Here is a 17,775-nt window from a genome sequence, read left to right as displayed (position 1 = left end):
CTGTGGACTTCGCACGGTGCTAGGCCAGCGCCGACCAAGTCCCCAGGAGCCGTCCGATGCGTCACCGTTCCCTGCTCACCGCCTGCGCCGCCCTGGCGATGCTGACAGCCCTGCCCGCTCTCGCCGAGACACCGGTAGCGCTTGCGGGCGAGGCCTCGCCCGCACAGGCCGCCGGGCGCGCCTTCACCTATACCGACATGCTGAACGCCAACCGACTGTCGGATCCGCGCGTGTCGCCGGACGGCCGCCATGTCGTCTACAATGTCCGCGCCACGGACATGGAGGCCAATCGCGGCGTCTCCAGCCTGATGATCCAGAACCTGAACGGCGAGGGCGAACCGCGTCGCCTGGCCATCTCGGACGGCGGCGCCAACACCGCCCGCTGGGGATCTGACGGCGCCCTGTATTTCCTCTCGGGCCGGTCCGGTACGAGCCAGGTCTGGAAGACCGACAGCACCGGCGCCACGGCGACCCAGGTCACCGACCTGCCGCTGGACGTGAACGCCTATCGCCTGAGCCGTGACGTCTCCAAGGTCGTGGTGTCCCTGGCCGTCTATCCGACCTGCGACGAACTCGCCTGTTCCGTCGCGCGTGGGGTCGAGGCCGGCGAGCGCAAGTCAACGGGTCAGGTCTATGACCGGATGTTCGTGCGCCACTGGGACACCTGGGCCGACGGGACCCAGAACCACCTGTTCGTGGTCAACGTGGACGGTTCGGGCGATCCGGTCTGGGTCACCCACGGCTTCGACGGCGACACCCCCTCCAAGCCCTTCGGCGACGAGAACGAGTTCACCTTCACACCCGAGGGTGACGCCGTCGTCTTCTCGGCCCGCGTCGCCGGCCAGACGGAGCCATGGAGCACCAACTTCGACCTGTTCAGGACCAACGGCCTGACGGGTGAAGGTTTCACCAACCTGACGGACGACAACGACGCCTGGGACACCGGCCCGGTCTTCTCGCCCGACGGCCGCACCCTGGCCTATCGCGCCATGGCCCGCCCGGGCTTCGAGGCCGACCGCTGGCAGATCGTGCTGATGGATGTGGCTACCGGCTCGAAACGTGAGGTCGCGGCCGGCTGGGATCGCTCGGCCGACAGCCTGCAATGGTCGGCGGATGGCCGCAGCCTGTTCGTCGTCGCCGGCGACGTGGGCCAGACCAAGCTGTTCCAGATCGACGCGACCAACGGCGCGGTCATCCCGATCACGGGTGAGGGTCACGTCTCGGCTGTTGAACAGACGCCGTCCGGCTTCGTCCTGGCGATGGACAGCCTGACCTCGCCGTCGGAGCTCTACGTCAAGACGTTCCGGGGGCGCGAGATGCCGATCCAGATCACCGATGTGAACCCCGAACTCGACGCTCGCCAGTTCGGCGAGGCCGAGCAGTTCTCCTTCCCCGGCTGGAACAATGAGACCGTCCACGGCTACGTCATCAAGCCGGCCAACTATGTGGAGGGCCAGAAATACCCGGTCGCCTTCCTGATCCACGGCGGGCCGCAGGGCTCGTTCGGTAACAGCTGGTCCTATCGCTGGAACCCCGAGACCTACGCCGGCGCCGGCTATGCGGTGGTGATGATCGATTTCCACGGCTCCACCGGCTACGGCCAGGGCTTCACCGACGCCATCTCCCAGCACTGGGGCGACCGCCCGCTGGAAGACCTGCAGAAGGGCTGGGCCGCCGCGAAGGAGCGCTACAGCTTCCTCGACGGCGACAACGCCTGCGCGCTCGGCGCCTCCTACGGCGGATACATGATCAACTGGATCGCAGGCCGCTGGTCGGACGAGTTCAAATGCCTGGTCAACCACGACGGCGTCTTCGACATCCGCGGCATGGCCTATGGCACCGAAGAGCTGTGGTTCACGGAGTGGGAATACGGCGGCACCCACTATGACAACCCGGAAGGCTACGAGCGCTTCAATCCGGTCCACCACGTTTCGGAATGGAAGACGCCGATGTTGGTCATCCAGGGCGACCTCGATTTCCGCATCCCGACCTCGCAGGGCCTGTCGACCTTCACCGCCCTGCAACGTCGCGGGATCGAGAGCCGTCTGATCGTCTTCCCCGACGAGAATCACTGGGTCCTCAAGCCGCAGAACAGCCTGCAGTGGCACAACGAGGTGTTCCACTGGCTGGACGAACACCTGAAGCCGCAGGACTGAGTTCGTGATCTCTCCCTCCCCGGAACAGCCGGACGGCCAGCTCGTCGGGCGGGTCATCGCAATGCCCGCCGACACCAACCCCGAAGGCGACATCTTCGGGGGATGGCTGCTGGCCCAGATGGACCTGGCCGGGTCGACACCCGCCTTCGACCTGGCCCAGGGCCGCTGCGCCACCATCGCCGTCGACGCCATGGTCTTCCATCAGCCGGTCTCGGTCGGCGACGAGGTGTCGCTCTACGCCACGGTCATCAAGTCGGGCCGCACCTCGATCCGCGTCCGGGTCGAGGCGTGGAAGCGGCCGCGCTCGACCCAGGCTGTGTCGCGCGTGACCGAGGGCGTCTTCACCTATGTCGCCATCGACGAGAACCGGAAGCCGAGGCCTCTGCCGGGTCAAACTTGACCCCCCGCGCCCCCACGCCTACCTGACGCCCATGGCCATCCGACGCATCCTGACCATCGACAATGCCGCCGACCTGGCGATCCTGAAGCAGGTCTCCAAGCCGGTGGAGGGCGTGGACACGTCCCTGCGCGCCCTGATGGATGACATGCTGGAGACCATGTACGACGCGCCCGGCATCGGCCTGGCCGCCGTGCAGATCGGCGAGCTCAAGCGCGTCGTGGTCATGGACCTGGGCGACGGCCCGGTCCCCGAAGGTGCCGAACCGGCCGCCGAGGGTGAGGAGACCCGCGTCCCCAACCCGCGCTTCTTCATCAATCCGGAGGTCCTGTGGGCCTCGGACGAGCAGTACTGCTACGAAGAGGGCTGTCTCTCGATCCCCGAATATTTCGACGAGGTCGAACGCCCGGCCCGCGTCCGCGTCGCCTATCTGAACCGCGAGGGCGAGCGCATCGAGGAAGAGATCGAGGGTCTTTACGCCGTCTGCTTCCAGCACGAACTGGATCACCTGAACGGTGTCCTGTTCATCGATCACCTGTCGCGCCTGCGTCGCGACCGCGCCATGTCCAAGGTCAAGAAGACCATGCGCCTGAGAGAGGACGCCTGATGGCCCGTTTCCGCGATCGCATCGTCGACCGTTCCGGCCGTCGCCGCCTGACCCGCTCCGAGAAGATCGGCATCGGCTCCGTGGCCACACTGGTCGGCGTGGCCGCGCTGGGCATCCTCGCGGGCGTCCTGCTGGACCGTCTGCTGGTCTTCGACGACGCGCTGGACGCCGGCGGCGAATGGGACGAGGGCGGCGGCGTCTCCACCCGCTGGCAGTAAGCCGCTCCAGCGTCTAAAGCCCAGCCCATGCGCCTCGCCTTCATGGGTACCCCCGAATTCGCCGTGCCGTCGCTCGCAGAGCTGATCGCTTCCGGCCACGAGATCGTCGCCGTCTATTCCCAACCGCCCCGGCCCAAGGGACGCGGCCAGAAGCTGACGCCGTCGCCGGTCCACGCCTTCGCCGAGGCCATGGGCCTGCCGGTCTTCACGCCCGAAAGTATGAAGTCCCAGGACGCCATCGAAACCTTCGTCAGCCTCGATCTCGATGCCGCCTGCGTCGTCGCCTACGGCCAGATCCTGAAGCCCGCCGTCTTGGAGGCGCCGCGTCTCGGCTGCTTCAACCTGCATGGCTCTCTGCTGCCCCGCTGGCGCGGCGCCGCGCCCATCCAGCGCGCCATCATGGCCGGCGACCGCGAGACCGGCGTCCAGATCATGCGGATGTCGGAGGGTCTCGACGAGGGTGCCATCCTGCTCAGCGAAATCCTGCCGATCCAGCGGGACGACACGGCCGCCAGCCTTTCGGACCGGATGTCCACGGTCGGTGCCACTCTGTGGACCCGGGCGCTCGCCGCCATAGAACGCGGCGGCGTCACCGAGACCCCCCAGGTCGGCGAAGCCACCTATGCGAAGAAGATCACCCCCGCAGAGGCCCGCATCGACTGGACCCGCCCGGCCGCAGAGATCGACACCCATATCCGCGGCCTTTCCCCCTTCCCCGGCGCCTGGTTCGAGGCCCCCGGCCCCGACGGTCCGGTACGCGTGAAAGCACTGCTGTCCTGCCTTGCCAGCGAGGGTAAGGGCGCGCCAGGCGAACTGCTGGAAGGCGGCCTGCGGATCGCGAGCGGAGACGGCGCCGTCCGCGTCCTCCGCGTCCAGCGCGAGGGCAAGGCGCAGCAGTCGCCGGCCGACTTCCTCAACGGCTTCAGCCTGCCTGTCGGGACGATCCTGGGCTGATGCCCCGCTACCGGCTGGACATCGAATACGACGGCGGCCCCTACAACGGCTTCCAGGCCCAGGAGGGTCAGCCGACGATCCAGGGCGCGATCGAGACGGCCATCCACTGCTTCTGCGGCCAGACCGTGCGTATCGCGGCCGCCGGCCGCACCGACTCGGGCGTCCACGCCACGGGTCAGGTCGCCCATGTCGATCTGGATAAGGGCTGGCCCGCCGCCACGGTGATGAACGCCCTGAACGCCCACCTGATCAGGGAGGGCGTCGCCATCCTCGACTGCCGGGCGGTGGCGGACGACTGGCATGCTCGCTTTTCTGCGACGGGCCGCAAATACCTCTACCGTATCCTCAACCGCCCCGGCCGCCCGGCGCTGGAACGAGGCAAGGTCTGGCACGTCCGCAAGCCCCTCGACGCCCAGGCCATGCAGGCGGGCGCGAACGATCTGATTGGGCATCACGACTTCACCACCTTCCGCGACCTCGCCTGCCAGTCGAAATCGCCGGAGAAGACGCTCGACGTCGCCCGCGTGGCGCGCGTCGGCGAGGAGGTGCATCTGGTCTTCGAGGCCCGGTCGTTCCTGCACCGCCAGGTCCGCTCCATGGCCGGCACCTTGGTCGAGGCCGGTCTCGGCCGTTGGACTCCGGACGATGTGAAGACGGCGCTGGAAGCCAAGGACCGCAGGGCCTGCGGACCGGTCGCGCCGTCCGACGGGCTGTACCTGACGGGAGTCGACTACGGTTCTTGACAAGGTTTGCCATCAGGCGGAAGCTGGCGTCATGGCTACGATGAATATCTCTCTCCCCGACCAGATGAAGGCGTGGGTTGAGGCCCAGTCCGCCGACGGTCGCTACGCCAACTCCAGCGACTACGTCCGCGACCTGATCCGTAAGCAGCAGGTGAAAGCGGAGAAGATCGCGCATTGGCAGCGTCTGGTCGACGACGCCCGCGCCGGCGGGATCAGCGACATGACCATGGACGACATCCGATCCAAGGCGCTTGAGCACATCGCGTCTCGGAGAAAATCGGCTTGAGCAGCTATCGTCTCGCTCCCGCAGCGACCGACGATCTGTTTGAGGCCTATCTGCAAGGCTACGACCTGTTTGGTCAGCGACAGACTGACGCCTATCAGGAAGGCGCCACACGACTGTTTGAACGCCTTGCCGAATATCCGCGCCTCGGCCGCGAGCTGGCGGAGCTCACACCGCCGGTCCGGGTCATTCCTTACGGCTCGCATGTCGTGATCTATGAAGCGGTCATTGACGGCGTCACCATTCTACGGGTTAGGCACGACCACGAAGATTGGACCTCAAGTCCGCTTGGAGGACACCCCGAATGACCCACCCCATCCACATCGGCATCGGCGGCTGGACGTTCGAGCCGTGGCGCGGCGTCTTCTATCCGTCGGACCTGATCCAGAGGCGCGAGTTGGAGTTCGCTTCGCGCGCCGTGACCTCGATCGAGATCAACGGCACCTACTACAGCTCGTTCAAGCCCGACAGCTGGATGAAGTGGCGGGACGAGACGCCGGACGACTTCGTCTTCTCGGTCAAGGCCAACCGCTTCTGCACCAGTCGGAAAGTCCTGTCGGAAGGCGGCGAGAGCTTCGCCAAATTCCTCGACCAGGGCCTGACGGAGCTGGGCGACAAGCTGGGGCCGATCAACTGGCAGTTCGCCGGGACCAAGAAGTTTGATCCAGAGGACTTCGAGGGCTTTCTGAAGCTGTTGCCGAAAGAGAAGGACGGCGTCCGCCTGAGACACGCGCTGGAAGTCCGCAACCCCACCTTCGCGACCCAGCAGTTCTACGACCTCGCCGCCAAATACGGCGCGGCCATCGTCTATGCCGTCGACGACGAGGAGCCGACCTGGCCCCAGATCGACGAGCCGACCGCCGACTTTACCTACGCCCGCCTGATGTCCAGCCGCGAGGAAGAACCGACCGGAATGACCTCCACCGAACTGGACGCCGTGGCGAAACAGACGAGGGCCTGGGCCGAACGCGGCGATGTCTTCGCCTATTTCATCTCGGGCGCGAAGGTGCGGAATCCGGCGGCGGCGCAGGCGCTGATCGAAACGCTCAAATAGACGGAGGTTAATTGTAACCGCAGTTGATGCGAATACCCTTGAACCAACCCTCGCCCTACCCCTTATAGGAAACCGCTGCTGATGCAGTTTTAGATTTCAGGGGTTTCCCAATGGCTTTCGATTCTCTCCCCGCTCGCGACCTTCCGTTGACCGACGCGGCCCTGGCCCAGGTGTTCACCGAGGCGCGCACTCGCAACGGCTGGACCGATCGTCCGGTGCCAACCGAGTTGCTGCACAGGCTGTACGACCTGACCAAGTTCGGCCCGACGGCAGTGAACAACACGCCGGCCCGCTTCGTCTTCGTCACCTCTCCCGAGGCCAAGGCGCGCCTCGTGCCGCTGATGAGTGAAGGCAACCAGGCCAAGACGGCCCAGGCACCGCTCACCGTGATCATCGGCTATGACATGAACTTCCACGACACCCTGGCGCACCTGTTCCCGCACGCACCCGGCGCCCGCGACTGGTTCGTCGACGAGGCCGCGCGCCGCGAAAGCGCCTTCCGCAACTCCTCGCTCCAAGGCGGCTATCTGATCGCGGCGGCACGCGCCCTGGGTCTCGACGTCGGTCCGATGTCCGGCTTCGATCCCGCAGGCATCAAGGCCGAGTTCTTCCCCGAGGGCGATGTCGAGCCGAACTTCATCGTCAACCTGGGCTATGGCAACGACGACAACCTGTTCCCGCGCAGTCCGCGCCTGACCTTCGACGAAGCCGCCAAGATCGTCTGATCCACGGACCGGCGGTTGAACCGCCGGTCCCAAGGCCTTTCCGCGCAACCTGCCAGCCGCTACACCTGTTTATGAACAGGCTTCGCAACAGATGAAGCCGTCAGGGAAGACAGGAACGCATATGGCTCGAGTGGCTCTCGTCACGGGTGGAACCCGCGGTATCGGCAGGTCGATCGTCCAGCGGCTGAAGGAGGACGGCATGTCCGTCGCCGCCGGCTATTCGGGCAATATGGAAGCCGCGGAAGCCACCGCCCGCGAACTTGGCGTTATGGTGGTGAAGGGCAACGTCGGCTCCTATGACGACTGCGCCCGCGCCGTCGCCGACGTGGAAGCGGAGCTGGGTCCCATCGACGTCCTGATCAACAACGCCGGCATCACCCGCGACGGCTTCTTCCACAAGATGTCCTCGGACCAGTGGTCGGACGTCATCCGCGTCAACATGGACAGCGTCTTCAACATGACGCGCCAGGTGATCAACGGCATGCGCGACCGGGGCTTCGGCCGCATCGTCAACATCTCCTCGATCAATGGCCAGAAGGGCCAGATCGGCCAGACCAACTATTCGGCCGCCAAGGCCGGCATGATCGGCTTCACCAAGGCACTCGCGCTCGAGAACGCGCGGAAGGGCGTGACGGTCAACTGCATCGCGCCCGGCTATATCGACACGGAAATGGTCGGAGCCATGGACGAGAAGGTGCTGGCCGGCATCATCGCCCAGATTCCCGTCGGGCGTCTCGGCAAGGGCGAAGAGATCGCCGACATGGTGTCTTGGCTGTCCGGCGAGCGTGCCGGATATGTCACAGGCTGCACCCTCTCGCTGAACGGCGGTCAATACCTGGTCGGCTGACAAAGAGCCGCCCAAAATCCGCCGCGCGCGCCGCGCAACGCTTTTAGCCATGAGTTCAAGGGTCAAGCACGAGACGGCGCGGTCGCCGATCCCGGCGACGATGGCGTTCGCCGTCGTCGGTCTGGCGATCCTGTTCGCCCCGACTCTCGCTGTGGCCCAGACGCGCGGCAACGCCCAGGCGGACCAGACCTATGAGACCGGAGGCCAGCGCGGCCTGCCGGCCAACGGCCTCTATGCGTCGGAGACCGGCGAACGGTTCATCTTCGACGGTCGCGGCGCCCGCCCCCTGTTCCGCTTCGAGCGGCGTGAAGAGACCTGGGTTCTGCGCTCGACGCCCGCGCCCCGCGGCGACGTCATCTATCGCAACGATGCAGGGGCTCAGATCCTGCGCGTGACCCCAGACGGCGGCCTGACCCTCTACACGACCCGAGCGCCCAACGGTTCGCCCGCCTCGCGTGTAGGCCAGGCGCCGGCTCTGGACCTGCCGACGTTGGGGCCGATCCGCCTATTCACCCTGATGAACCAGCGCGGCAGCCTGGTCAGCCGGGCCTTGGGTCGATTGATCGTCATCAATCTGTCGGGTGAACAGTCAGAGGCTCTGATGGTCGACGCGCTGATCGTCTCGACCGAGGCGGTCATCCGCATGGCCCGCACCCCGACCTTCCGCGATCGCGTGGCCGGCCTGCGCAGCATCACCTTGGTCGAGGGACCACGTAGTTCGGCGACGTTCTCGCGCGGCGACCTGCGCATCGTGGTGAACCCGAGCGAAGGTCAGGCCGGTCGACCGTCGTCCTCCAGCATCATTCGGGCCGTCGCACCCCGAGACTAGAAGGGGCGACTAGAAAACGTCCTTCGCCGCCCGGCGCCGCGCGAACGCCTCCGCACTGCCCGCCGTCAGGAAGGGGTTCAGCGCGCGCTCGATCTTCATCGTCGTCGGCACGGTCGGCTCGCCCCGCTCGCGCGCCGCGAAAATCGCCTCGGCATGAGCCCGAACCTCTGGCCGGTCGTCGACGCTCAGGGTGAAGCGGGCGTTGGCCGCCGTGTATTCATGCGCCCCGTACAGCACCGTCTCGTCGGGCCAGTTCAGCAGCCGGCTTAGGCTGTCCCACATCTGCTCCGGCGTGCCCTCGAACAGCCGTCCGCACCCCAGCGGGAACAGGGTGTCGCCGGTGAAGGCGATGGCGTCCTTTGGCGAGCGGAGCACGACATGGCCCAGGGTATGGCCCGGCGTCGCCGTCACATGCAGGGCCGTCTCGCCGATCATGACGATGTCGCCCTCCTCGATCACCCGGTCCAGCGGCGCGACCTTTCGCACCTCCTTAGGCCCCCAGATGTCGCAACCCGTTTCCGCCTGGAGCCGCGCATTCCCCTCGGTGTGATCGGGATGCCAGTGGGTGTTGATGATCCGGTCCAGCTTGCCCCAGCCCAGGCTGGCGATCCCGTCCAGGATCACCTGGGCGTCCGGCGTGTCGATCGCCGCGACCGTCCCCGTCGCCTCGTCCCGCGCCAGAAAGGCGTAGTTGTCAGTCCGCGCCGGAAACAGATGAACGGTCAGGGGCATCGGGTCGTCCTTGGTTCGGTAAGCCTCATGGCCATATAAGTCTGATCATGCGTCGCGCCATCGAAGACCTGCGATCCTTCTACGGCGAGCCGACCGGGGCGCTCGTGCGCCGCCTGCTGGCCAAACGGCTCGAAGACGCCTGGGGCGAGGCTGCCGGCTGCGACGTGCTGGGCATCGGCTATGCCACGCCCTGGCTGGACGCCTTCGTCGGCGCGCGACGCGTCATCGCCGCCATGCCCTCGGGCCAGGGGGTCGAGGTCTGGCCCGCCGCCGGACGCAACCGCACCCTTCTGATCGACGACAAACGCCTGCCCTTTCCAGCCGGATCGTTCGACCGCGTCCTTCTGGTCCATGCGCTGGAGGAGGCGGACGATCCGACCCAGCTGCTGACCGAGGCCGTCCGCGCTCTGGCCCCCGCCGGTCGCATAATCCTGGCCGCCGCCGCGCGAGGCGGGATGTGGGCCAGGGCCGAAAGCACGCCCTTCGGACACGGCCGCCCCTTCACCCGGGGCCAGTTGGAACGCCTGGTCCGCGCGGCGGGCCTGGAGCCCACCGCCTGGTCCCAGACCCTCTATGTCCCGCCCTGGACGCCCCTTCTAGGCATGGCCGACGGCTTCGAGCAGATCGGCCGTCGTATCGCGCCGGGGGCCGCCGGGGTCATCCTGCTGGAGGCCACGCGTCAGGCCTATGCCCGCATCCGACCCTCGGGTGCGACCCAGCGTGTCCGGGCCGAAAATCCCGGCCTCCAGCCCCAGCCCGTCACGCGCACACTGGATAGAGACGCCGAACCCGGCTAAGCGGCGGCCATGCACCGCCTGATCCTCATGCGCCACGCCAAGACCGAGCGGATGGCCGAAAGCGGCCTCGACCGCGACCGCGCCCTGACCCAGCGCGGGGTCGACGACGCCGCCCTGATGGGCCGGATCCTCGCCGACAAGGGTTTGCGACCGGACCTCGCCCTCGTCTCCTCCGCGACCCGCACGCGCCAGACCTGGGAGACGATGCACGAGGCCTTCGGCGACGTGGAGGTCCGGATCGAGCCGAAGCTCTACGACGCCTCGACCGACACCATCCGTCGCCTGGTAGAAGACCTCGAAGACAAGTCGGGATGCCTGCTGGTGGTGGCCCACAATCCGGGCGTCCAGCTTCTGGCGATGGACTATCTGACCGAAAGCGCAGCCTCGCCGTCGATCCTCGACCGGATGGCAGGCGGCTTCCCGACCGGAGCGGCGGCGATCTTCGAGGTCGATGTCGCCGGGCGCTGCGTCTACGACGGCTTCCTGACGCCCAAGGCCTTCGGCGGAGGGGCCGAGGACTGATGACCGAGACGGTGGCCTACAAGATCATCGACGCCGCCGAGTGGCGCGAGGCGGTGGCCGAGGGCACCTATGCCGGGTCCACCGTCGATCTCGCCGACGGCTACATCCATCTGTCGAGCGCCGCCCAACTCGATGAGACCGCCCGCAAGCACTATGCCGGACGCGAGAACCTGATGCTGCTCACCGTCGATCTGACGGCGCTGGGCGACACGATCGTCTGGGAGGCTTCGCGCGGCGGCGCCCTGTTCCCGCATATCTACGGCGACCTGCCTGTGAAGGCGGTGACAGAAGCCATTTCCTTCACGGTGCCGGCCTGATGCCCCTCCCCGATATCGGCGCGGCCATCCTGCGCAACCTCGACCCGGAGACGGCCCACGGCCTCGCCATCACGGCCCTGAAGTCCCTGCCCCTGCCCGGTTCCCCCGCCGACGACCCGATCCTGCGGACACGCATCGCCGGCCTCGACCTGTCCAACCCTATCGGCCTCGCCGCCGGTCTGGACAAGAACGGCGAGGCCCTGCACGGCCTGGCCCGCCTCGGCTTCGGCTTCGTCGAATGCGGCTCGGTCACCCCCCTGCCCCAAACCGGCAACCCCAAGCCCCGCCTGTTCCGTCTGTCGCAGGACCGCGCCATCATCAACCGGATGGGGTTCAACAATGCGGGGCTCGAGGCGTTTGCCGACAACCTGTCGCGCCGCCCCAAGGCCGTCGTCGGTGCCAATCTGGGGGCCAACAAGGACACGGAAGACAAGGCTGCCGACTACGTTGCGGGCCTGCGTCGCCTCGCCGGCCTCAGCGACTATTTCACCATCAACATCTCCTCGCCCAACACCCCAGGCCTGCGCGCCCTCCAAGGGCGAGAGGCGCTGGACGACCTGCTGGGTCGCATCGAAGAGGCGCGCACAACCCCGGCCCCCGTCTTCCTCAAGATCGCACCGGACCTGACCTCGGCCGAGATCGCCATGATCGTCGAGGCGGCCCTGGAACACCGCATCGACGCCCTGATCGTCTCCAACACGACGCTCGACCGCCCCGACAGCCTGATGTCCCCCGACCGCGCCGAGACCGGCGGCCTGTCGGGTGCCCCCCTGACGAGCAAGGCTTTGGCGGCCCTGAAGGACGCGGCGGCAGCGGCGCAGGGTCGCCTGCCCCTGATCGGCGTCGGCGGCATCACGTCGAGCCAGGACGCCTGGGACCGCATTCGCTCCGGCGCCTCGGCCATCCAGGTCTATTCCGCCCTGATCTACGAAGGCCCCGGCCTCGTCGGTCGCATCAAGCGCGATATCGCCGCCCGACTGCGCGCCGAAGGCTTCTCCAGTGTCGCCGAAGCGGCTTCCTCGGCCTCGTTGACGGAGCGTTAGGGGCGCTGCGCTAACGTCCCTCGATGCGTGGCGAAAAGACCGCGCGTTTCATCGGGGGCGCAATGTCGGAGGCCAACAAGACCTTGCCTGCGACGTGGGCGCCCGCCGTCCGCAAACGTCGCAAGGCGCTGTTGCAGCGTCTGGGCATGGGCGCGGCCACCGCCATGGTTTTCAGTCCCCTCTTCGGCTGGGGCTTCAGCGCCGTCTGGGTGGGGATTTATTTTCTGGTCCAGGTGCTGGACCTGATGGTGTTCGCACCGATCAACAGCGGCAAGACCGAGAAAATGGGGCCGATGCGGTCCGCCGCCGGCGTCGTCATGCTGTTCCTGAACGCCGCGGCCTTCGGCAGTCTGTCGATCCCCCTGTGGCTGACCGGGGGACCAATGGGCGGGGTCTGCGCCGCCGTGCTGGCCGCCTCGGGTGCCATCTATGGCGTGATCAACTCGCCGCGCTCGAAAGAGGTGCTGGCCATCACCATCGCCCCCCACTTCATCTACATGGCCATGACGCCGTTCTGGATGGCCTGGTACGGGGCGTCATCCTCTTTCGTCTCCGCCGCCGCCATCGCCTTCGTCGTGTTCGGCCTCTACTGCATTTCGACCTGGCAGCGCATGAACCAGGCCGCCGACGCCGAGATCGCCGCCCGCCTGGACGCGGATCAGCGCCGCGCCGACGCCGAACGCATCATGGCCGGCCGGTCCATCTTCCTGGCCACCGTGGGCCATGACCTGCGCACCCCCATCAGCGCCATCCTGACCGGCGCGGCCGAGCTGGAACGTGGAGCCACCGACAGCGCCGCCCGCGCCCAGGCCGCCCTGATCACCGACGCTGGCATCATGATGAAGGCCCTGCTCGACGATCTGCTGGATCACTCTAAGCTCGATGCGGGACGGATGCAGGTCGAGACCGTCGACTTCAACCTGCGTGGCCTGATCGCCCAGACCTTGAGGTTCTGGCAGGGCGAGGCGCGGGCCAAAGGCCTGAACCTGCGGGTCGAGGGCGCATCCAGCATCCCGCCCTCGGTCAAGGGCGATCCCATGCGCCTGCGTCAGGTGCTGAACAACCTGATCTCCAACGCGATGAAGTTCACGGCCGACGGTTCGGTCACCCTGCGCCTTTCGGCCTGGGTCGAGGAGCCCTCCAGCCATGCCCTCCTGATCGAGGTCGCCGACACCGGCCCCGGCATGACCGGTCAGCAGCTGAGCCGACTGTTCACCCCGTTCGACCAGACCGCAGACGGCGTCAGCGCCCGACACGGGGGGACGGGCCTGGGCCTCAGCATCAGCCGCGACCTGGTGGAACTGATGGGCGGCCGCCTGACCGCTCGCAGCCGTCCCGGCGAGGGCGCAGCCTTCACCGTGTCCCTGCTGTTGCCGCGCGGCGAGGCCCCGGTTTCCGCGCCGTCCGGCTTCAATGACGAAAGCCGGGGCGACATCGTCCGCAGCCTAGCTCCGAACATCGGGACCCAATGCCCCACGCCTTCTGCGCCCGTCGTTGAGGCCAAACCCGCCGTGGCTGGGTCCGAGATCGTCGCGGTGTCCGCCGAGACTGAAACCGAGATCGACGAGGGGGGCGACCGTCCCTTGCGCGTCCTTGTCGTCGACGACCACGACATCAATCGTCGCGCCGTCGAGCTGATCCTGGCCCCCCTGGGTTGCGACATCGCGACCGCCGCCGACGGGCTTCTGGCCCTGGCCCGGTGCGAGACCTCGACCTTCGACGTCATCTTCATGGATGTGCGGATGCCCGAGCTGGACGGTCGCGAGACCACGCGTCGCCTGCGCGCCGGCGGCGGACCGAACGCCTCGGTCCCCGTGATCGCCGTCACCGCCGACACCGCCCCCGACGACATCGCCGCCTGCATGGCCGCCGGCATGACCTATTTCGTGTCCAAGCCCTTGACGCCGGCTGCCCTGCTGGGCGCGCTGAGTCAGGTCCTGGCGGGTGAGAACTCCGACGCCGACGAGACCGAAATCGTCGCCGCCTGAACCTCGGCAAAGCCCCTCCCCCGCACAGCGGAGGAGGGTCGAAAGCTTTAAAGCTGCGCCAGCAGGTGTTCGGCCGACGACACCTTGAACTCGCCGCCCTGTTCGATGTTCAGCTGTTCGACGACGCCGTCCTTGACCAGCATCGAATAGCGCTGCGACCGTTCGCCGAGGCCGAAGCCCTTGCCGTCAAGCACCAGACCCACGGTGCGGGTGAAGTCGCCGTTGCCGTCCGCCAGCATGACCACGTCATCGCCGGTCAGGCCCTGGCTCTCGGCCCAGGCGTTCATCACGAAGGCGTCGTTGACCGACACGCAGGCGATCACGTCCACGCCCTTTGACTTCAGCTCGGCCTTGTTGTCGACGTAGCCGGGCAGGTGGCGTGCCGAGCAGGTCGGGGTGAAGGCGCCGGGGACGGCGAACAGGGCGACCGTCTTGCCGGCGAAGAACTCATCGGTGTTGACGGGCTTGGGTCCTTCCGGCGTGCCCTGCGACAGTGTGGCCGAGGGAATGCGGTCGCCGATCTGGATCGTCATGGGAGGCTCCGGGGAGGTCTGGGATGAGGCGCGTGCGCCGACCTGCGTCAGATAGGGGGCCGGGCGTCCCTCGCCAAGCGCGATCGTGATCCGCCTCGCCTTGCGAAACGAGCGCATCGCACCGATCATTCAGTCATGGACGAATTCCAATCCCTCACGGGCCGGCTCTTGGTGGCCATGCCCGGCATCGACGACCCGCGCTTCGAACACGCCGTCATCCTGGTCTGCGCCCACGAGCCGGACCATGCGATGGGCGTGCGCATCGATCGCCCGGCCCAGGGCGTCGATCTCAGGTCCGTTCTGACCAACCTCGCCCTCGACGCCCCCGAACAGTCACGCGGTCGCCCTGTCATGGTCGGCGGTCCCGTCGAGCGCGAACGCGGCTTCGTCCTGCACACCGACGACTGGATGATCGACGACACCTCCACGCCGTTCGGCTCAGGCCTCGCCCTGACCGGCACGCGCGAGGCCCTGACCGCCATGACCGATCCCGCGACCGGCCCGCGTCGTTCGACACTGATGCTCGGCTATGCCGGCTGGGGCGACGGTCAGTTGGAGGAGGAATTGGGCGACAACGTCTGGCTGACCGCCGACGCGGATCTGGAGCTTCTGTTCGACACTGAGTTCGACACCAAATGGGCCCGTGCCCTGGCCGGCCTCGGCGTCGACGCGGCGATGTTGTCGGGGCAGTCCGGCCGGGCTTAACCCGACCGCGCCTTCAGCGGCGCGACCCCGTCGGACAGGCTTTCGTTCAGATAGACTTCGGCCTCCTGCGCGGGCAGGGCGGGCGCATAGCCGAAGCCCTGGCCGTAGTGGCAGCTGGCGTCGAGCAGCAGTGCCGCCAGTCCGGCGTTCTCCACCCCCTCGGCGACGACCTCCAGATTCAAGTCGCGACCCAAGTTGACGACCGACTTGACGATCTTCGCCGAGCCCTCGTCCTTGTCCATAGTCAGCACGAAATAGCGGTCGATCTTCAGCGTATCGAACGGCAGCCGCGCCAGATAACTCAGCGACGAGAAGCCCGTGCCGAAGTCGTCGAGCGCAAGCGAAGCCCCGACGTCCTTGAGCTTTTGCAGGATGATCGCGGCGGACGCGGTGTCCCGCATGATGTCGCCCTCGGTGACTTCCAGCTTCAGCGCGCCTCTCGGCAGGCCGGTCTCCTGGATGACCCGTGCGACGTCCTCGATCAGGTTCGGCCGCTCGATCTCGCCGACCGATAGGTTGACGCTGCAGAACAGCTTGCCCGCGCTTGGGTGGCGATGCAGCCACTCCGCCAGCTGACGTGCCGATTGGGTCATCATCATCAGGCCCAGATCGTTCATAAGGCCCATCTCGTCGGTCAGGCCCAGGAACTCGTCCGGCGGCACCAGGCCGCGCTTGGGGTGGCGCCAGCGGGCCAGGGCCTCGAACCCGGCCACCGCCCCGGTGTTCAGGTTCACGATCGGCTGGAAGAAGGGTTCGATCTCGCCGCGCACGAAGGCGTTTCTCAGATCCGCCTCGAGCGCCAGCCGCGACAGGCTGTCGGACTCCATCGCCCGGCCATAGGCGGCGCTTCCGCCTCGTCCGACCTTCTTGGCCGACCCGACGGCCAGTTCGGCTCGGCGCAGCAGTTCGGCGGCATCCGGCGCGTCCGGCCCGCCCTCGAAGGTCACCGAGCCGATCGAGACGGTCGGGTAGATGTCGAAGCCCGCGACCCGCAGTGGCTGTTCCAGGGCGTCCCTGAGGCGATCGGCGGCATTCCCCGCCCCACGCGGCACGACGACCGCGAACTCATCCTCGCCGATCCGGGCGGGGTTGGCGTCGAAGGAGAAGGCGGCGGCCATGCGCGAACCGAGCGCCGAGATCACCATGTCGGTGCGCTCGTGGCCCAGAGCTTCGTTGAGGCGACGCAGGCGGTCCACGTCGGCGACGACCATGTCGTATTCGCCGGGCGCGGTCAGGGTCTCGGCGGTGCGGCCGAGGAAGCTCTTGCGGTCCAGCAGGCCGGTCAGGAGGTCCTTGTCCGAGCCGACGATCTTGGTCTCGAGCGCCACCATCCCGGCGGCGCGCAACCCGTCCTCCAGCCACACCCCGCGCCACAGGCAGGTCTCGGCCCCGCGCATGCGCAGGCGCACGGCGACCTCAGTCCCCTCGCCGGCGGGTTTCAGGATGCGTTCGGCCAGCGACCGGTCCTGTGGCAGGGCCAGGGCGATGAAGGCCGCGCCCGAACATTCCGGCGCCAGCGGGCCAAGGCCCAGAGAACGGGTCGCGCCGGTGAATCGGATCTGATCGTCGCCCGGGGTCCATATCCACAGGGCGGAATCGGCGGCGGCCAGCGCCTCGATGGCCGTGGTCGCGTCCCAGGTCATGGTGCGGGGTCGCGGGGTCACGGGTGCAGGCGTTCCTTCAGGACACGGCGACATCGTCCGACACGAGGCCGAACAGGATATGATCTGCCCATGCGCCGTTAATTTTCAGATAAGCCCGCGCCTCACCCTCCTTCACGAAGCCCGATTTCTCGAGCACGCGACGGGAAGACAGATTCGTCGGCAGGCAGGACGCCTCCAGCCGATGCAGCCGCGCCGAGCGGAAGGCGAAGCCCGTCATGGCCTTTACCGCGGCGGTGGCCACGCCACGCCCCGCGAAAGGCTGTCCCACCCAGTAGCCCAGCGTCCCCGTCTCCGCGACGCCGCGCCGAACGTTGGACAGGGTGATGGCACCCATCAGGGTCTTGCCGCGTGCGTCGAAGATGAAGAACGGCCAGGCGTGGCCCAGCTCCATCTCGCGCGCATAGACGCCGAGACGCCGGCGATAGGCCGCCCTGGTCAGATCGTCGTCGGGCCAGGACGGCTCCCACGGCTGAAGGTAGTCACGCGACAGCTCACGCAGATCGGCCCAGGCCGAATAGTCGCCCGTGCGCGGCGGCCGCAGCAGCACACCCGCGCCTTCGACCACGGGACCGGTCGCATCCGTCATCCAGTCCAGAAGGGCCATGGGAGAACTTAACCCACTCCCTCTCCCAGTGGGAGAGGGTTTGAGCGCCCGAGAGCC

22 protein-coding genes are annotated in these 17,775 nt (G+C 67.4%); 18 read left to right on the top strand and 4 right to left on the bottom strand.

Translation table 11 applies throughout. The features are described from left to right. The first annotated feature begins 56 nt into the window (after positions 1-56). From ACW171_RS14675 to ACW171_RS14620, 12 genes are all read left to right on the top strand, one after another. Positions 57-2,156 carry a dipeptidyl-peptidase 5 gene (locus ACW171_RS14675; RefSeq protein WP_492094245.1) on the top strand — a complete coding sequence of 700 codons (2,100 nt, stop codon included), beginning with the start codon at positions 57-59 and terminating at the stop codon, positions 2,154-2,156. 61 nt (positions 2,157-2,217) lie between these two features. After that, on the top strand, positions 2,218-2,556 hold the full coding sequence (locus ACW171_RS14670) for an acyl-CoA thioesterase (protein WP_492096644.1): 339 nt from the start codon (positions 2,218-2,220) through the stop codon (positions 2,554-2,556). A gap of 31 nt (positions 2,557-2,587) precedes the next feature. Further along, positions 2,588-3,160 (top strand): peptide deformylase, encoded by a 573-nt coding sequence (gene def, locus ACW171_RS14665; RefSeq protein ID WP_492094243.1) that lies wholly within the window; start codon positions 2,588-2,590, stop codon positions 3,158-3,160. Continuing rightward, positions 3,160-3,378 (top strand): hypothetical protein, encoded by a 219-nt coding sequence (locus ACW171_RS14660; protein WP_492094241.1) that lies wholly within the window; start codon positions 3,160-3,162, stop codon positions 3,376-3,378. Before def ends, ACW171_RS14660 begins: the two co-directional genes overlap by 1 nt. A gap of 27 nt (positions 3,379-3,405) precedes the next feature. Beyond that, a complete protein-coding gene (fmt, locus tag ACW171_RS14655; protein ID WP_492094239.1) occupies positions 3,406-4,332 on the top strand; it encodes a methionyl-tRNA formyltransferase in 927 nt (308 codons plus the stop codon). After that, positions 4,332-5,075, top strand: a complete 744-nt coding sequence (gene truA, locus ACW171_RS14650; protein ID WP_492094238.1) for a tRNA pseudouridine(38-40) synthase TruA — start codon at positions 4,332-4,334, stop codon at positions 5,073-5,075. Before fmt ends, truA begins: the two co-directional genes overlap by 1 nt. A 31-nt stretch (positions 5,076-5,106) precedes the next feature. Then, positions 5,107-5,361, top strand: coding sequence for a type II toxin-antitoxin system ParD family antitoxin (locus ACW171_RS14645; protein WP_492094236.1), 255 nt, complete (start codon positions 5,107-5,109; stop codon positions 5,359-5,361). Further along, positions 5,358-5,666, top strand: a complete 309-nt coding sequence (locus ACW171_RS14640; protein WP_492094234.1) for a type II toxin-antitoxin system RelE/ParE family toxin — start codon at positions 5,358-5,360, stop codon at positions 5,664-5,666. Before ACW171_RS14645 ends, ACW171_RS14640 begins: the two co-directional genes overlap by 4 nt. Further along, positions 5,663-6,412: a DUF72 domain-containing protein gene (locus ACW171_RS14635; RefSeq protein ID WP_492094232.1), complete on the top strand. Its 750-nt coding sequence runs from the start codon at positions 5,663-5,665 to the stop codon at positions 6,410-6,412. The genes ACW171_RS14640 and ACW171_RS14635 overlap by 4 nt, the downstream gene beginning before the upstream one ends. Positions 6,413-6,522: 110 nt before the next feature. Further along, positions 6,523-7,137: a malonic semialdehyde reductase gene (locus ACW171_RS14630; protein WP_492094230.1), complete on the top strand. Its 615-nt coding sequence runs from the start codon at positions 6,523-6,525 to the stop codon at positions 7,135-7,137. Positions 7,138-7,258: 121 nt separating this feature from the next. Further along, positions 7,259-7,984 (top strand): acetoacetyl-CoA reductase, encoded by a 726-nt coding sequence (gene phbB / locus ACW171_RS14625; RefSeq protein ID WP_492094228.1) that lies wholly within the window; start codon positions 7,259-7,261, stop codon positions 7,982-7,984. Between the two features lie 49 nt (positions 7,985-8,033). Continuing rightward, positions 8,034-8,813 carry a DUF4908 domain-containing protein gene (locus ACW171_RS14620; protein ID WP_492094226.1) on the top strand — a complete coding sequence of 260 codons (780 nt, stop codon included), beginning with the start codon at positions 8,034-8,036 and terminating at the stop codon, positions 8,811-8,813. Between the two features lie 9 nt (positions 8,814-8,822). Here the strand turns inward: ACW171_RS14620 and gloB are convergent, their stop codons facing one another. Next, entirely contained in the window at positions 8,823-9,545 is a 723-nt protein-coding gene (gene gloB, locus ACW171_RS14615) for a hydroxyacylglutathione hydrolase (protein ID WP_492094224.1), read from the bottom strand. 47 nt (positions 9,546-9,592) lie between these two features. Between gloB and ACW171_RS14610 the strand changes: the two genes are divergently transcribed. Genes ACW171_RS14610 through ACW171_RS14590 form a run of 5 tightly spaced genes read left to right on the top strand, consistent with a single transcriptional unit; the run spans position 9,593 to position 14,212 of the window. Next, positions 9,593-10,342 (top strand): class I SAM-dependent methyltransferase, encoded by a 750-nt coding sequence (locus ACW171_RS14610; protein ID WP_492094222.1) that lies wholly within the window; start codon positions 9,593-9,595, stop codon positions 10,340-10,342. 9 nt (positions 10,343-10,351) lie between these two features. After that, complete coding sequence (locus ACW171_RS14605) at positions 10,352-10,864, top strand: SixA phosphatase family protein (protein WP_492094221.1); 513 nt, start codon at positions 10,352-10,354, stop codon at positions 10,862-10,864. Beyond that, on the top strand, positions 10,864-11,181 hold the full coding sequence (locus ACW171_RS14600; RefSeq protein WP_492094219.1) for a DUF952 domain-containing protein: 318 nt from the start codon (positions 10,864-10,866) through the stop codon (positions 11,179-11,181). The genes ACW171_RS14605 and ACW171_RS14600 overlap by 1 nt, the downstream gene beginning before the upstream one ends. Next, positions 11,181-12,224: a quinone-dependent dihydroorotate dehydrogenase gene (locus ACW171_RS14595; RefSeq protein WP_492094217.1), complete on the top strand. Its 1,044-nt coding sequence runs from the start codon at positions 11,181-11,183 to the stop codon at positions 12,222-12,224. Before ACW171_RS14600 ends, ACW171_RS14595 begins: the two co-directional genes overlap by 1 nt. Before the next feature lie 23 nt (positions 12,225-12,247). Further along, positions 12,248-14,212 carry an ATP-binding protein gene (locus tag ACW171_RS14590; RefSeq protein ID WP_492094215.1) on the top strand — a complete coding sequence of 655 codons (1,965 nt, stop codon included), beginning with the start codon at positions 12,248-12,250 and terminating at the stop codon, positions 14,210-14,212. Positions 14,213-14,259: 47 nt separating this feature from the next. Here ACW171_RS14590 and ACW171_RS14585 read toward each other — a convergent pair whose 3' ends face one another. Further along, entirely contained in the window at positions 14,260-14,745 is a 486-nt protein-coding gene (locus ACW171_RS14585; RefSeq protein WP_492094214.1) for a peroxiredoxin, read from the bottom strand. Positions 14,746-14,880: 135 nt separating this feature from the next. On the opposite strand from ACW171_RS14585, the gene ACW171_RS14580 reads away from it, so the two are divergent. Next, the gene (locus ACW171_RS14580) at positions 14,881-15,450 is read left to right on the top strand and encodes a YqgE/AlgH family protein (RefSeq protein WP_492094210.1); all 570 of its coding nucleotides are present in this window, start codon (positions 14,881-14,883) and stop codon (positions 15,448-15,450) included. Here the strand turns inward: ACW171_RS14580 and ACW171_RS14575 are convergent. Together ACW171_RS14575 and ACW171_RS14570 are read right to left on the bottom strand one after the other, a co-directional pair. After that, positions 15,447-17,093 (bottom strand): putative bifunctional diguanylate cyclase/phosphodiesterase, encoded by a 1,647-nt coding sequence (locus ACW171_RS14575; RefSeq protein ID WP_492096643.1) that lies wholly within the window; start codon positions 17,091-17,093, stop codon positions 15,447-15,449. The two genes, ACW171_RS14580 and ACW171_RS14575, sit on opposite strands and share 4 nt — an antisense overlap. 37 nt (positions 17,094-17,130) lie before the next feature. Beyond that, on the bottom strand, positions 17,131-17,718 hold the full coding sequence (locus ACW171_RS14570; protein WP_492094205.1) for a GNAT family N-acetyltransferase: 588 nt from the start codon (positions 17,716-17,718) through the stop codon (positions 17,131-17,133). Between the last annotated feature and the right edge of the window lie 57 nt (positions 17,719-17,775).

The sequence above is a fragment of the Brevundimonas sp. FV1ye28 genome, assembly GCF_058681135.1.
The sequence above is the reverse complement of the archived record's forward strand: the minus strand, read 5'-3'. Positions and strand labels throughout refer to the sequence as shown.